The organism is Nocardiopsis quinghaiensis (assembly GCF_008638365.1).
In the GTDB taxonomy this organism is placed as follows: Bacteria; Actinomycetota; Actinomycetes; order Streptosporangiales; family Streptosporangiaceae; genus Nocardiopsis; species Nocardiopsis quinghaiensis.
This window is the reverse complement of record NZ_VWVU01000029.1, coordinates 77,074-91,359: the sequence shown is the minus strand read 5'-3', so window position 1 is coordinate 91,359 and position 14,286 is coordinate 77,074. Positions and strand designations below refer to the sequence as shown.

At 71.3% G+C, this 14,286-nt stretch carries 11 protein-coding genes and 1 rRNA gene; 6 read left to right on the top strand and 6 right to left on the bottom strand.

Annotated elements, in window-relative coordinates:
* The first annotated feature begins 143 nt into the window (after nt 1-143).
* The 3 genes from rrf to FYX01_RS22620 all read left to right on the top strand — a co-directional run bounded on the left by rrf (nt 144) and on the right by FYX01_RS22620 (nt 4,546).
* A 5S ribosomal RNA gene (gene rrf, locus FYX01_RS22630) occupies nt 144-259 on the top strand.
* 154 nt (nt 260-413) lie between these two features.
* Nucleotides 414-1,046 (top strand): class I SAM-dependent methyltransferase, encoded by a 633-nt coding sequence (locus FYX01_RS22625; protein ID WP_150244634.1) that lies wholly within the window; start codon nt 414-416, stop codon nt 1,044-1,046.
* Between the two features lie 245 nt (nt 1,047-1,291).
* On the top strand, nt 1,292-4,546 hold the full coding sequence (locus FYX01_RS22620) for a transglycosylase domain-containing protein (protein WP_150244630.1): 3,255 nt from the start codon (nt 1,292-1,294) through the stop codon (nt 4,544-4,546).
* 103 nt (nt 4,547-4,649) lie between these two features.
* On the opposite strand, the gene FYX01_RS22615 is transcribed toward FYX01_RS22620, so the two are convergent.
* The 4 genes from FYX01_RS22615 to FYX01_RS22600 form a co-directional block, all read right to left on the bottom strand.
* Nucleotides 4,650-5,738, bottom strand: a complete 1,089-nt coding sequence (locus FYX01_RS22615) for a glucosidase family protein (RefSeq protein WP_150244627.1) — start codon at nt 5,736-5,738, stop codon at nt 4,650-4,652.
* Nucleotides 5,738-6,457, bottom strand: a complete 720-nt coding sequence (locus FYX01_RS22610; protein WP_150244624.1) for a class I SAM-dependent methyltransferase — start codon at nt 6,455-6,457, stop codon at nt 5,738-5,740. Before FYX01_RS22610 ends, FYX01_RS22615 begins: the two co-directional genes overlap by 1 nt.
* Nucleotides 6,458-6,517: 60 nt before the next feature.
* Entirely contained in the window at nt 6,518-7,864 is a 1,347-nt protein-coding gene (locus tag FYX01_RS22605) for a glycosyltransferase family 4 protein (RefSeq protein ID WP_150244622.1), read from the bottom strand.
* A gap of 87 nt (nt 7,865-7,951) precedes the next feature.
* Entirely contained in the window at nt 7,952-9,037 is a 1,086-nt protein-coding gene (locus FYX01_RS22600; RefSeq protein ID WP_150244619.1) for an MBL fold metallo-hydrolase, read from the bottom strand.
* Nucleotides 9,038-9,392: 355 nt separating this feature from the next.
* On the opposite strand from FYX01_RS22600, the gene FYX01_RS22595 reads away from it, so the two are divergent.
* Nucleotides 9,393-10,004, top strand: a complete 612-nt coding sequence (locus FYX01_RS22595; protein WP_150244616.1) for a TetR family transcriptional regulator — start codon at nt 9,393-9,395, stop codon at nt 10,002-10,004.
* A 17-nt stretch (nt 10,005-10,021) separates the two neighbouring features.
* On the opposite strand, the gene FYX01_RS22590 is transcribed toward FYX01_RS22595, so the two are convergent.
* Both FYX01_RS22590 and nadA read right to left on the bottom strand, forming a co-directional pair.
* Entirely contained in the window at nt 10,022-11,440 is a 1,419-nt protein-coding gene (locus FYX01_RS22590) for a sigma-70 family RNA polymerase sigma factor (RefSeq protein WP_150244612.1), read from the bottom strand.
* Nucleotides 11,441-11,576: 136 nt separating this feature from the next.
* Nucleotides 11,577-12,575: a quinolinate synthase NadA gene (nadA, locus tag FYX01_RS22585; RefSeq protein WP_150244609.1), complete on the bottom strand. Its 999-nt coding sequence runs from the start codon at nt 12,573-12,575 to the stop codon at nt 11,577-11,579.
* Between the two features lie 136 nt (nt 12,576-12,711).
* Here nadA and FYX01_RS22580 point away from each other — a divergent pair, with 136 nt between their 5' ends.
* Both FYX01_RS22580 and FYX01_RS22575 read left to right on the top strand, forming a co-directional pair.
* Complete coding sequence (locus tag FYX01_RS22580) at nt 12,712-13,446, top strand: NUDIX hydrolase (protein WP_150244675.1); 735 nt, start codon at nt 12,712-12,714, stop codon at nt 13,444-13,446.
* Between the two features lie 97 nt (nt 13,447-13,543).
* Nucleotides 13,544-14,215, top strand: a complete 672-nt coding sequence (locus FYX01_RS22575; RefSeq protein ID WP_223830599.1) for an HAD family hydrolase — start codon at nt 13,544-13,546, stop codon at nt 14,213-14,215.
* The last annotated feature ends 71 nt before the right edge of the window (nt 14,216-14,286 follow it).

Genomic DNA, 14,286 nt, shown 5'->3' with positions numbered 1-14,286 from the left:
TGACTGGTACTAATAGGCCGAGGGCTTGTCCGCTGCAGATAACTGGATGTTCGCGCACATGTGTTCACGGAGCTTGGCTCGCTGTGATTCGCCCCTCCGCCTTGTGGTGGTGTGGGGTTGGAGTCTGGTGGGTTGTGGGTTTCCGTGGTGGTTATTGCTGGAGGGTCACACCCGGTCTCTTTCCGAACCCGGTCGTTAAGTCTCTTTGCGCTGATGGTACTGCCCTGTGGTGGGGTGGGAGAGTAGGTTGCTGCCACGGTTTTTTTTGGGGGGGTTGCCTTGCGGGGTGGCCCCCCTTTTGTGTGTGTGGTGGGTGGTGTGGGTGTGTGGGGTGTTTGTTCGCCCGGGTTTGTGAACGTGTGAACAAAGGGTGGGGTGCTCCGCCGTATTCTTCCTGGTGGGACAATTTCCGCATGACGAAGACAATCCCCGCCGAACTCCTTGCCGCGGCCGAGACGGCCAAGGGCTTCATGCCCACGGACGAGGGCACCGCCCTCTTCGAGGCCGCGATCGCCTACGCGCACATCGGCCCGATCGTGGAGATCGGTACCTACTGCGGCAAGTCCACCATCTTTCTCGGAGCGGCCGCCCGCGTGGCCGGTGCCAAGGTCCTCACCGTGGACCACCACCGGGGCTCGGAGGAGCACCAGGAGGGCTGGGAGTACCACGACAGGGCCCTTGTCGACGAGGCCACCGGCAGGTTCGACACCCTCCCGCACTTTCGCCGCACGATCACCGAGGCGGGCCTGGACGGTGAGGTCATCGCGATCGTCGGTGCCTCCGCCGGGGTCGCCGGTGTCTGGGGAACCCCGCTCGGCATGGTCTTCATCGACGGCGGCCACAGCGAGGAGGCCGCCCAGAACGACTACGCGGGCTGGAGCCCCCATGTGGCCCCGGGTGGGGCCCTCGTGATCCACGACGTGTTCCCCGACCCCGAGGACGGCGGCCGTCCGCCCTACGACATCTACCGCAGGGCCCTCGACTCCGGGCGGTTCGCAGAGGTGCGCGCTCTCGGTTCGCTGCGCGTCCTCGAACGCGTCTCCTGACCACCAGGGCCTCGCTCCGGGAAAGTGACCGGGTCAACATATACGGCCCGATACACACCCGACGCGGGTAAGTCCTGGACAAGAAGTGACAGCGCGGTTATCGGTCTGCCCTTGACATGGTTACGTGCGGGTATCGTGATGTCGAGGGCGGAGCGATGGTGGCGTTATTCCCTGAGATACCGCTTCGATCCTGACTCGAGATGAACGATCAGGGGCACTCGCGCGTCAAACATCAGGACGGCACGGTGCCGGACGTGATTTGCCATGGGGGCGGGGAGCTGAGCGAGAGCACACACGGCGAGAGCGGGGCGGACGGACAGCGTCCCGCGACTGACGAGCCGGAGACCAGGAAAACCTCTGCCGAAGAGCTGTCCGACAGGCCCACTTCTGAGGGTGGTGTACCCACCACCGACGGAGATCATTCCACTCATGACGCTTCTGGAGGGGAACAGGAAGTAGGAGACCAGCCGGAGCCGGAGTTCATCGGTCCGGTCAGCTTCAAGACCAGCGGGACCTTCTTCCGTGACAGGGTGGCCCGGAACCTCGCGGAACAGGGGTTCGGCCCCGACGGGGTGGGCGCCGGGGGCCAGGAGTCCTCCTCCGACGACGTTCACGCTGACACCCCGCCCTCGTCCCCGTCCTCCGCGTCCGATGCCTCCGAGGAGGACGCCGACGCCCCCTCGGCCGACGACTCCACCCACTCCCCGAGCACGGCGGAGAGGGAGAGGAGCGAGGCGCGCCCGGGGGACGCCCGTGAGGACGGGCGCTCCAGCGGCACCGAGGAGATGCCGGTGAACGAGACGGCCGGTACCGGCGAGCCCTCATCACCGGCGCCCGCCTCGACCGAGCCCATCTCGCTCGACGCCGTCCGGGCCGAGGCCGACACGGCCGGGTCCGACCGTTCGCCGGCACCGGACTCCGTCGCTCCGGCCGGGGCCGGCACCGAAACGCTCGACGAGTCCACGACGGCTGAGACCGCCTCCCTGTGGCCCGCTCCGCGCCGCTTCTCGGACCACGTGTCCGAGCAGTCCCACGCCGATGGGCCCTCCAGCGCCGACACGCCGCCCAAGGCGGGCCAGCGTTCCGAGGGCACCGGTTCCGACGGCCCCCGTGCCGCCGGTGCGGCGGCAGGCGCGGCCGGGGGAGCCGCCGCTGCCGCGTACTCCGGAGCCTCCGGCGGTCCGGGGGAGACCGGGCCCGCCTTCGGCGGCCCCGGTGCGCCCGGGGCGCACCACGGTTTCCCGGACGCCTCCCAGCGCGGACCCACGGGCCCCAGTGGCCCGGGCGGGCCCCAGGGGCCGGCCGGACCGGGGGGCACCGGCCCGGGCGGGCCGAAGGGCCCGGGCGACCCCACCGCTAAGAAGGGGAAGAAGAGGAAGAAGCCCCTGTGGTGGAGGATGCTCCGGGTCTTTCTCATCATCGCCGGTGTGTTCGTCATCATCGGCTGCGCCACGTTCGCCTTCTTCTACAACACCGTCGAGGTCCCGGACGCGGCGAAGGCCGACGCGCTCGAACAGGGCTCGACCTTCTACTACGCCGACGGCGAGGCCGAGTTCGCCTACCGGGGCACCGATCGCGAGGTCGTCTCCTACGACGAGATGACCGAGGGCGGCGACCACGTCGTCGAGGCGGTCATCTCCGCGGAGGACCGCGGGTTCTGGACCGAGCCCGGCGTGTCCGTGAGCGGCACCGCGCGCGCGGTGTGGTCCACCGTCAGCGGCGAGCAGGTGCAGGGCGGTTCCACCGTCACCCAGCAGATGGTCCGCAACTACTACAAGGGCATCTCCAACGACGTGACGATCACCCGCAAGGTCAGGGAGATCATCATCGCCATCAAGGTCGACCAGACCGAGAGCAAAGAATGGGTGATGGAGCAGTACCTCAACACCATCTACTTCGGCCGCAACGCCTACGGAGTCCAGGCCGCGTCGCAGGCGTACTACCACAAGGACGTCTCCGAGCTCACTCCCGAGGAGGCCGCCTTCCTGGCCGCCGCGATCCAGCAGCCGACCAAGTTCGGCTTCGCGGACGCGGAGACCACGCCGGAGATGGAGCAGCGCTGGAAGTACGTGGTCAACGGCATGGTCACCACCGGTGCCATCAACCAGGCCGAGGCCGACAAGATGGAGTTCCCCACGCCCGAGCCGGAGCGGCCCTCCGGCAGCAGCCTCAGCGGCTACGAGGGCTACATGTACGAGGCCGCGATGCGGGAGCTGGAGGACCTCGGCTACACCGAGGACGACATCAACCGCCGGGGCTTCAAGATCGTCACCACGTTCGACCATGCCCTGATGGAGAAGATGTACGAGGCGGTCGAGGGAACGATCGACCCGGAGGTGGTGCCCGAGGGGGTCAGCGTCGGGGCGAGCACCGTCGACCCGGCCACCGGTGAGGTCGTGGCCTTCTACGGCGGCCACGATTACCAGGAGAACCAGTTCGACACCTCCTTCCTGGGGGGAGGCCAGGCCGGATCGGCGTTCAAGCCCTACGTGCTGGCCACCGCCCTGAAGCAGGGGTACAGCCTGAACAGCGTGGTGGACGGCAGCGGCCCCCAGACCATCAACGGAAACTCCATCCAGAACTCCGGGAACGCCCCCGGAGGCCCGATGAGCCTGATCGAGGCCACCCGGGTCTCCAACAACCTCGGCTACATCCAACTGGGCATGGAGGTCGGGCACGAGAACGTCCGCCAGACCGCCTACGACCTGGGCCTGCCCGAGGGCAGCATCCCCGACAACCAGTTGGTCCCGGTCATGCCGCTGGGCGCGACGAGCGTCAGCCCGGTGGACCAGGCCAGCGGCTACGCCAGCTTCGCCAACGGCGGTGTGCACGTCGAGACGCACGTGGTCAAGGAGATCGTCAACACCGAGGGTGATGACGAGCGCCCGGAGGTGGGGAGCGACCGTGCGGTCAGCGAGGACGTCGCCGCCGACGTCACCCACGCGCTCACGGTGGTGGCCAACTCCGGGACGGGGCGCAACGCCAACATCTGGACGCATCCGGTGGCGGGCAAGACCGGTACCGCCAACGACAGCGTGGCGGCCTGGTTCGTCGGCTACACCCCGCAGCTGTCCACGGCCGTGGGCGTCTACAGCGATGACAACAAGCCCTTCACGCTCCCGGGCTACGGCGAGCTGTCGAGTACAGGGCTGCCCTCCACCATCTGGAACAAGTACATGACCCAGGCGATGGAGGGGTACGAGCGGGAGGAGTTCCCGCCCCGTGCCAACGTCGGTTCCACCGAGTACTGGGCGCCGGACCCGTCCACCCAGGAGCCCGTGGAGCCGCCGCAGGGCGACCAGACGCCGGAAGACCCGTCCACCCAGGAGCCCGTGGAGCCGCCGCAGGACGACCAGACGCCGGAGCCGGAGACCCCGGTCGAGCCCGAGACCCCGGTCGATCCGGGGACCGGGGACCCGGGAACGGACCCCACATCGGGGGAGGGGGACGGTGACGGAGGGTTCAGCTCGCCCCCGGCGCGAAGCGAGGAGACCTGGTGACCACCGGTCCGGTGGCAGGTGAACGGGGAGAGGGCCCTGGCGGACGAGCGTCCGCCGGGGCCCTCTCCCCGTCGGCGGTCGGCCCGGTCGGCCCGGTCCCCGTCTAGCCGACGGGGAGATCGTCCCAGGTGTGCAGGAACACCCGGGAGCCCGGAGTGGTCCCGGTGAGCGCGTCCACGGCCAGGATCACGGCGGCCGAGGTCCACGTGCTGCGCTCCACCGGCCAGCGCAGCTGTTCGGCGAACTGGTAGCCCGTCCAGTACACGCCGTCGTCGGCGTCGCGCAGGTGCTGTACGTCCCGCAGGACGCGTACGCCCGTCTCGACGTCGCCCATGGCGGCCAGGGCCAGCACCAGTTCCGCGGACTCCGCCGCGGTCACCCACGGCTGGTCGCTCACACAGCGCACACCCAGCCCCCGGACCACGAACCGGTCCCAGCGCGCCTCGATCCGCTCCTTGGCGGCGGCGCCGCTCACGGCACCGCCCAGGACGGGATAGAACCAGTCCATCGAGAAGCGGCCGCGGTCGGAGAACAGGTCCTCGCGCTCGTTGATGAGTACCGCGAGCCGGTCGGCGGCGGCCGTCCACTCCGGACGCTCACGACCCAGGCGGGCGGCCAGGGCCGCGCCGCAGCGCAGGGCGTGGTGCACGCTCGCGCACACCGTCAGCAGCGCGTGGTCGCCCGGGGAGCCGTCCTCCGAGCGCGCCCACAGGATCTCGCCGTGTTCACCGCGCAGGGCCAGGGCGAACCCCAGGCCCTCCTCGATCACCGGCCACATGTGCTCGGCGAAGGCCGCGTCGCCCGTGACGAGCAGGTGGTGGAGCACCCCCACCGCCGGGTAGGCGGCGTGGTTGGCCTCGCGCAGCCGTGTGACGGGGGCGCCCTGACGGAACTTGGCGGGCCACCCGCCGTCGGGCGCGCGGCTCTCGGCCAGCCACAGGTAGGCGCGCCGGGCCGCCTCCGCGTGCTCGGGCACGCTCCGACCGGTCAGGGTCAGGGCCATGGCGCACTCGACGTGGTCCCACACGTCGGTGTGCCCGCCGGGAAACCACGGGATCGCTCCGCCGGCCTCCTGGCTGTGCACCAGGTAGGAGGCGGAGCGGTGCAGCTGTTCGGCGCTGAGCAGCCCGGGCAGGTGCAGTGCCCTGGCGCCGTGTGAAACGACCGGTGCGGGGGCGGGAGCGACGGCCATCAGGCGGAGTGCGGTTTGCGCACGTACACGACCACGCTCTTGCCGATGACCGGGTTGAGCAGGCGCTCGGCGACCCGGGTCAGCCTGGGGGCCTTGAGCATGTCCCACACCAGCATCTCGTGGTAGGCCCTGGCGAGCGGGTGGTCGTCGTTGCCGGTACCCACCGCGCACTTGATCCACCAGTACGGCGCGTGCAGGGCGTGCGCGTGGTGGTGCGGGCCGACCTCGAAGCCGGTGGCCTTGAGCTTGGCCTCCAGTTCGGCGCGCGTGTAGATGCGGATGTGCCCGCCCTCGTTGGTGTGGTACTCCTCGGACAGGGCCCAGCACAGGCGTTCGGGCAGGAAGCTCGGCACGGTGATCGCGGCGACGCCGCCCGGCCGCAGCACCCGGAACAGCTCCGCCATCGCGGCGATGTCGTGCGGGACGTGCTCGAAGATCTCGGCCGCGACCACCCGGTCGAAGCTGCCGTCGTCGAAGGGCATGTCCAGGGCGTCGCCCTTGACGGTCTCGGCCCGGGCCTCCTCGGGGGCCTCGCCCTCCTGGCGCATCGCGGCGAACATGGTCTCGACCTCGGCGAGGTCGGCGACGTTCTGGTCGAAGGCGGTGATGTCGGCGCCGCGGCGGTAGACCTCGAAGGCATGGCGGCCGCCACCGCAGCCCAGGTCGAGGACGCGGTCGCCGGGGCCGACGGGGAACAGGTTGAAGTCGACGGTGATCAGTGGAGGCTCCCTAGGGATCTGCGGGACGCGGAGTGGTCGGTCAGCGCTCGGACCGCCGGGTCAGGCGCCGTTCGCGCGGGCCCGCACGGGCGCGGGGCGCGTGTCACCGTCGGCGGGGCGTGCTCCCCTGACGGCGTCGATGGTGGTGGCGTAGCGCTGCGCGGTCAGATCGGCGACGGCCCTCCAGGTGAAGCGCTCCTGGACCCTTCGCCAGGCGGCGGCGCCCATGCGCTCGCGCTCGGCGTCGTCGTCGAGCAGGGCGGCGAGCGCACTGGCCAGGGCCTCGGAGTCGCCCGGGGGGACCAGGCGTCCGGCGTCGCCGTCGGTGCCCACGACCTCGGGCAGCGCTCCGGCGCGGCTGGCCACCAGGGGGGTTCCGCAGGCCATGGCCTCCACGGCGGGCAGGGAGAACCCCTCGTAGAAGGACGGGACGACCGCGACCTGGGCGCCGGCGACGAGTTCGGCCAGGGCGGTGTCGTCGATACCGCTGACGAACTCCACGCGGTCGCGCAGGTTCAGCTCGTCCACCAGTTGGTCGGTGGGGCCGCCGGGCTTGGGGCGGCTGACGACGGTCAGGGTGATGTCGCGTTCGGTGGCGAGCTTGGCGGTGGCGCGCAGCAGGACGGCCACGCCCTTGAGGGGGCTGTCGGCGCTGGCGGTGCACACGATGCGGCCGGGGACACGCTCCAGTCCGGGGCGCGGGTGGAAGTAGCGGGTGTCCACGCCCAGCGGGGTGACCTCCATGGCGGCGGGGTCGACGCCGAACTCGCGGGCGATGTCGTCGGCGGAGGACCGGGAGGGGACCAGGATCGGGCCGAGTCTGCGCGCGACCCTGGCCTGCATGCCCACGAACCCGTACCAGCGGCGCTTGGTGAGCTTCTGCAGACCGCGTGCCTCGGCCAGCTCGATCCTGCGGTCCACGCTGATGGGGTGGTGGATGGTGGTGACCAGCGGCAGCCCCGCGGCGCGGACGCCGAGCAGGCCCCAGCCCAGGGTCTGGTTGTCGTGGACGACGTCGAAGTCGGCCAGGCGCCTGCGCAGTTCGCGGTTGGCGCGCAGGGAGAAGGTGAGGGGTTCGGGGAACCCGGCGGTCCACATGGTGGCGACCTCCAGCACGTCGATCCAGTCGCGCCACTCGCGCAGGGGAGGGGTGACGAAGGGGGCGGCGTCGTTGTAGAGGTCCAGGGAGGGGAGCTTCTCCAGGGTCACGCCCTCGTCCAGGACGGGGTAGGGCTGGCCGGACAGGACCGTGACCTCGTGCCCCAGGGCCGCCAGCTCTCGCGACAGGTGGCGGACGTACACGCCCTGTCCGCCGACGTGCTGTTTGCTGCGGTAGGACAGCAGGGCGACGCGCAGGGGGCGCTCGGCGGGGGGCCGTGGGCTCGATGTGGTGCCCGACTGGGTCAAGAGTCCACCTCTTCGTTGGATCGCGGGCCCGGTCGCCGTCGGTGTGGACGCGGGTGTTCGCCGGTGACAGGCGTGCGCGTCCATATGTTACTCGGCAGTTGGGTTCAGGTCGGCGTCGGGCTGGTTGGTAAGGGATCCTACGTCGGGCGGTGCGTTCCGCTGATGAGGGATGAGGGACCAGCGGGGTATGTCGCCGCGCACGGTGCGGCGGACGAGGCCCCGTTCCTCCAGGAGGCGCAGGTGGGCGGCGATCTCGGAGGCCGCCATGTGGCGGGCCTGGATGCGCATGTGCGCCCAGGGGCGCTTCCAGCCCAGGCCGGAGGTGACCTCCCACAGGGTGGCGGGTCCGTCGGCGAGCAGGGCGGTCATCTCGGTGAGCCGCTCCTCGTGGTGGGCCGTGATCTCCCGCGCGCGGGCGGCGAGTCCGGTGAAGCGCGCCTCGTGTGAGGGAAGGCACGCCAGGCGGTCGGCGTCGGGCAGGCGGCTGATGCCGGCCTGGGAGGCGAGGAAGGAGCCCAGGGGGTCGCCGTCGGTGGACAGCAGCGGGAACTGGCCCACGTGCGGGGTGATGCGGGGCAGGACGTGGTCGCCGGTGAAGACCCTTCCACCGTCGGCCAGGTGCAGGCACATGTGGCCGGGGGTGTGGCCGGGTGTCCACACGGCGCGCAGATCGCGGCCGGGCAGGTCGACGGCCCCGCCGTCGGACAGGGGCAGGTCGGGGACGGCGGGCGGACTGATCAGGTTCGGGGCGTCCAGCAGGGCCCGGACGTCCTCCTCGGGGAAGCCGGAGCGGCGCAGCTGGCCGGCGATCTCGTCGAGGCGGTCCCGCGGGGGTGTGGCGTTCAGGCGTTCGGTGATCGCGATGTCGGCCGGATGCATGGCTATCCAGGCGTCGGAGGACCCGCGCAGGCGTCCGGCCAGGCCGGAGTGGTCGGGGTGGAAGTGGGTGAGGACGGCGCCGCGGACCTCCTCGACGGTGTGCCCTGTCCGCTTGAGGCCGCGGGTGAGCGCCTCCCAGGACTCGTCGTGGTCCCAGCCGGTGTCGATGAGGACGGGGCCCTCGGAGCTGGAGAGGACGTAGACGTAGGTGAAGCCGAGGGGGTTGCCGGGGATGGGTACCGGCAGGCTCCAGACTCCGTCGCCGAGGTCCTCGACGGGGGGTGCGTCGGGCATGCGGGGGGCGACCTCTCACTAGAAACCGAATCCGGTTCGATTCTAGGAGGTGGCCGGTTCCCGGGAGGCGGGCGGGGAGGTGTTCGAAGCGGACGAGTCGCCCTGATTGCGCGAATAGAACATATTCTACAAAGTTGTTCGGGTTATCCGAAAACAGGGGTTCTCTTTTCGTATTGCTACTGCCACGTCGGGCGATGAGGCGATAGTCATGTGTGGGGAGAGCCGTGTTGAGGGGAAAACCTTGGATAACGTGTTCTCATAGCGGTCGTTGCCCCGGTGGGTGTCGGCCACCACAACGGGCTCCGGCGCCGCGGCGGGTGAACGGCGCGCGGGCTGACGACGAAGGGGAGATCCCGTGGCGGTGCAGGCGTCGAGCGGAACGATGTCGCGAAGTCAGACCCAGCGCCGCAAGCGCATCGTGCAGACGGCGGCCGCGCTGGCCGTGCGCGGCGGCGTCGAGGCCATGCAGATGCGTTCGGTCGCCGAGCGAGCCGGGGTGGCCCTCGGCACGCTCTACCGCTACTTCCCCTCCAAGATGGACCTGGTCGTGGCCGTGGTCACCGAGGAGTTGGACCTGCTGGAGGGCGGTATCGTCCGGCGTCCGCCCACCGCCGACACCGCCGCCGGACGCGCCGTCGACGTCCTGCTGCGCGCCACGCGCGGCCTCATGCGCGAGCCCGAGCTGGCCGACGCGCTGGTGCGCTCGCTGATCATGGCCGAGGTCAAGATCGAGCTCGACGTGCGCATCTCCGACCTGGTGTGGCGGGTGGCCACCGGAAACCTGGAGGGTGCGGCCGGGGAGGACGGCGCCGACGTGGACCGCGGCAGCACCGGCTACGTCCTGGCGGGTTCGCTCACCAGCGTGTGGATCTTCGAGCTGGTGGAGGTCCTCAAGGGCCGCCGCGACGTGGACGAGGTGGAGTGGCGGCTGCACGCCACCGCCGAACGGCTGCTCGCCTCCTTCTGAAGGCTGTTCCCCGGGCGTCAGCCATCACCGAAGAGCAGTCCCAACAGCCCTTCGAGCAGGTCCGGGTCGTCCCCGTCGTCGGAGTCGCCCTCCTCGGGTGTCTCGCTGGGGGCGCCCCCGTCCGCGGAGTCCCCGCCTCCGGCGCCCTCGGCGCCGGGGGCCTCGGAAGCGTCGCCGGACCCGCCGGTGCCGGCGGGCGGGGTGGGCTCGGCCCCGTCCGGCGCCGGGGCCTCCCGCCCCGTGGACTCCTCCGGTTCCGGCTCGGCGGAGGCCTCCACGCCCGGCTGCTCCGATGCCACGGCGGTGGGAACGGTGGTCGGCCCGGCCTCCGGCTTGGCGTCGGAGGAGGTCGCGACCGCCTCCATCTCCGAGACCAGCGGATTGCGCTCGGTCTCCTCGGGGCCGATGCCGATGACGATGGAGGGCCCGCCCATCGCACTCGCCCACGACCACAGCCCGACCGCCACCACGACCGTGGCCAGGCCGGAGACGGCGGGCAGCGGCCAGCGGCGCCGGGAGGTCCGGTCGTCGTCTCCGGGCCCGGTGCCGGGCCCGGCCAGTCTGGCGACCGCCTCCTCGCGCACGGGGTGGTCGCGGGTGGTCAGCCGGTCGCCGGGCAGAGCGCGGGGTGGCGGTTCGGGTTCGGAGACGGCGGTCTCGGCCGCCTCCTCGGGCTCCCCGGAGACACGGGCGCGATGCAGCGGGTACCCCTCGCTGGTGAGCGGGTGCATCTGCGCGGCGACGCGCTCACGGGTCGCGGCCAGTTCGGGGTCCAGGCAGGTCCGCACGACCCTCTCACGCAGGCCCGGCGGCGGTCCGGGCGGGCGAAGCAGGGACAGGGCGTGTGAGACGCGGTCGAGTTCGCGGGCCCTCCGGCGCGTCGGGCCGAGGGGCCCGGCGCCCTCCGGGGGCCCGGCGCCCGGACCGTCGGTGCTCCCCGGCGCGTGGAAACGGCCCTCCGCTTCGTCGGCGGCCTCCTCCAGGTTCTCCGCGGCGCGGCGGAGCGCCGAGCGCGACAGCTCGACACAGAGCTGGGGGTCCAGGCCCAGTACGCGTGCGGCGGCCGACGGGGGCAGCGCGTGCCGCAGGTTCAGCTCGACCAGCTCGCGGTGGCTGGCGGGAAGCCGGGAGAACATGCGGGCCACCGGTTCCTCGGCGGGCACCGTGGCCAGTCCGGTGTAGGGGCTCACGTGCGCCAGGCCGCGCCGCTGGCAGGCCGAGCGGACCAGGGCGTACAGCCAGGGGCCGCGGTCGGCCGGGTCGGCGCGCCGGGCGTCGAGGGCCACCCCGGCGACCAGACCGTCGTGCACGGCCTCGGCCACCTGTTCGTCCCCGTCGCCCAGCAGCGACCAGGCATACCGGTACAGGGGCGGCGCGAAGGCGTCGTAGAGCGCCTCGATCGCTGCCGCTTCGTCTCCTTCGGTCCTTATGGTCACGGTTCTCCCCCCGCCTTTCCCGTGACGGTAGCGAGGGGAGTCCTGTCGCGTGGGCGAAACGGAGACCTGTGTCCTGAAGGTAAGACTTCTGTAACCCTTAGTTCGGCGGGTGCGAGTTCTCGCCGTCCGGGTAGGGCTACTCTCCGCCCCGTGAGGGCGAGCCGATGGCGACCATGCGCTCGACGGAGCGGCGGGCGCGCTCGGCGGTGTCGGCGCCGACCGTGATCTCGGTCGTGCCGAACCGCAGCGAGTTCAGCAGCTTGTCGGCGTTGATCATCTTCATGTAGTGGCACTCGGCACGCGAGTTGACCGCCTCGAAGGTGGTGGTGGAGTTGGCGTTGCGCAGCTGGTGCAGCATGCCGGTCTCGGTCGCGATGAGCACCTTGTCGGCGGTGGTGTTCTCCGCGGCGGTGAGCATGCCGCCGGTGGAGAGGACCTTCACGCGCTCCTGCGGGACGGCGCCACTGCCCACGAGGTAGAGGGCGGAGGTGGCGCAGCCGCACTCGGGGTGGACGTAGACCTCGGCGTCGGGCTCGGAGGCCACCCGCTCGCGCAGGGTGTGGCCGTCGATCCCGGCGTGCACGTGGCACTCGCCCATCCACACGTGGATGTTCTCGCGTCCGGTGACCCGCTTGACGTGGGCGCCGAGGAACTGGTCGGGGAGGAAGAGGATCTCCCGGTCCTCGGGGATGGAGCGGATGACGTCCGCGGCGTTGGAGGAGGTGCAGCAGATGTCGGTCTCGGCCTTGACCGCGGCCGAGGTGTTGACGTAGGCGACCACGACCGCGCCGGGGTGTTCCGCCTTCCAGGCGCGCACGTCCTCGGCGGTGATGGTGTCGGCCAGCGAGCACCCGGCGTTGGGGTCGGGCAGCAGGATGGTCTTCTCCGGGGCGAGGATCTTGGCGGTCTCGGCCATGAAGTGCACGCCGCAGAAGACGATGGTGCTCGCGTCGACGCTGGCGGCCAGGCGGGACAGCGCCAGGGAGTCGCCGGTGTGGTGTGCGACGTCCTGGATTTCGGGGCGCTGGTAGTTGTGCGCGAGGATGACAGCATCGCGCTCCTTCGCCAGGCGGCGGACCTCGTCGGCCCATTCCTGCCTGGTCATGGTGTCCGCCGTCGCGGTGACCGGTGCCATGTCCAACTACTTCCTTGAGGCTGTGGGCACGTCGTACGGGCGCCGTGCCGGGGAGGGTTGGTGCGGGTGGACAAGTTTTTGTCTGTCAGGCACAAACCTCTTGCAGCTTAACATGACGGGGAAGGGAAGGGACGAGTTGGACACCCCTCAAGAAAACGGACAGGTTGCGGCGCCCGCCTGCACCGCGTCGGGCCACGCGGAGCTCTCGGCGCACGAGGCGCTCGCGGTCGTGCTCCAGATCCGTGGCGGAGAACTGTGCGTACTGCTGTGGCGCAGGGCCCTTCCGCCCTGCGAGGGGGCGTGGGCGCTGCCCGGCGGCAGGCTCGGCCGCGGCGAGAACCTGGGAGCCTCCATCCGGCGCCAGCTCGCCCAGAAGGTGGATGTGAGGGATCTGTCACACCTGGAGCAGCTGGAGACCCGCGGCGACCCGAACCGCGTCCCCGGGCGCCGCCGCACCCTGGCCACCGCCTACCTGGGCCTGGTCCCCGCGGACGTCGACCCGGTCGTGCCCGGCGACACAGGCTGGCACCCGGCCGCGCAGCTGCCGTCCATGGCCTTCGACCACGCCTCCATCGTCCGCTCCGGACGCCGGCGGCTGCGCGCCAAGCTCAGCTACACCAACGTGGGGTTCGCCCTCGCGCCGCCGGAGTTCACGATGTCGGAGCTGTCCGGCTACTACCGGGCGGCCCTGGGCCACGACGTGGCCGCCACCAACCTGCGCCGCGTCCTGCTGCGCCGGGGACAGATCGAGGAGACCGGCCGCTCGGTGCCCTCCGGCCGCTCCGGGGGCCGGCCCGCCGCCCTCTTCCGCTTCCGCGACCGCAGTCTGGAGATCACCGACGCCTTCGCCGTGCTGCGTCCGCCCAGCTGAGGCTCGCCCCGTGGGAGCCCGCCCGCCGCCCTCGACGGTCGGCCTCCGGACGCGGCCCCTTAGGGAACTGGTACGAACGGCTGTAAACTCCCTGATCGTGGCAATTCGTACTGTGGTGTTCGACGTGGGCGAGACCCTCGTCGACGAGACGCGGATCTTCGCGCGCTGGGCCGACCGCTTCGGCATCCCGCACATGGCGTTCTTCGGCACCATCGGCGCCGTGCTCGGCTCCGGCGGGACCCTCACCGACGGTTTCCGGCTGCTCGTGCCCGGGTTCGACCTCGCGGCCGAGAGCGCCCGCTGGAGCGCCGAGGACCCCGGCGGCGAGCGCGAGCACTTCGGTGAAGGCGACCTCTACCCCGACGTGCGTCCCGCCTTCGCGGCCATGCGCGGGTCCGGGCTGTCCCTGGTCATCGCGGGCAACCAGCCGCCCGAGGCCGGACCCACCCTGACCGCCATGGAACTGGGCGTCGACGGCATCGGCATCTCCGACGACTGGGGTGTCAAGAAACCCGAGCCCGAGTTCTTCGACCGCGTCCTGTCCCTGGCACGGGACACCCGCCCCGGCGTCACGCCCGGGGAGGTCCTCTACGTCGGCGACCGCGTCGACAACGACGTCCTGCCCGCCCTCCGCGCCGGGATGCGCGCCGTCCTGCTGCGCCGGGGCATCTACGGGTACCGCCACGCCGCCACCGAGGACGCGGCACGGGCCGACGCCGTCCTGGACGACCTGCACCAGCTCGCCGACTGGATCGCCCGCCAGAACTGAACGGAGGCCCGTCCCGGAGCCGACACGGTCACGGCGACACCACACGGTCCGACCGGCGGGCGCACGGGCGA

Excerpts from the sequence above, each read along its gene's own strand:
- FYX01_RS22625 (WP_150244634.1), top strand. The coding sequence starts at position 414 with ATGACGAAGACAATCCCCGCCGAACTCCTTGCCGCGGCCGAGACGGCC.
- FYX01_RS22615 (WP_150244627.1), bottom strand. The coding sequence starts at position 5,738 with ATGGCCGTCGCTCCCGCCCCCGCACCGGTCGTTTCACACGGCGCCAGG.
- FYX01_RS22600 (WP_150244619.1), bottom strand. The coding sequence starts at position 9,037 with ATGCCCGACGCACCCCCCGTCGAGGACCTCGGCGACGGAGTCTGGAGC.
- nadA (WP_150244609.1), bottom strand. The coding sequence starts at position 12,575 with ATGGCACCGGTCACCGCGACGGCGGACACCATGACCAGGCAGGAATGG.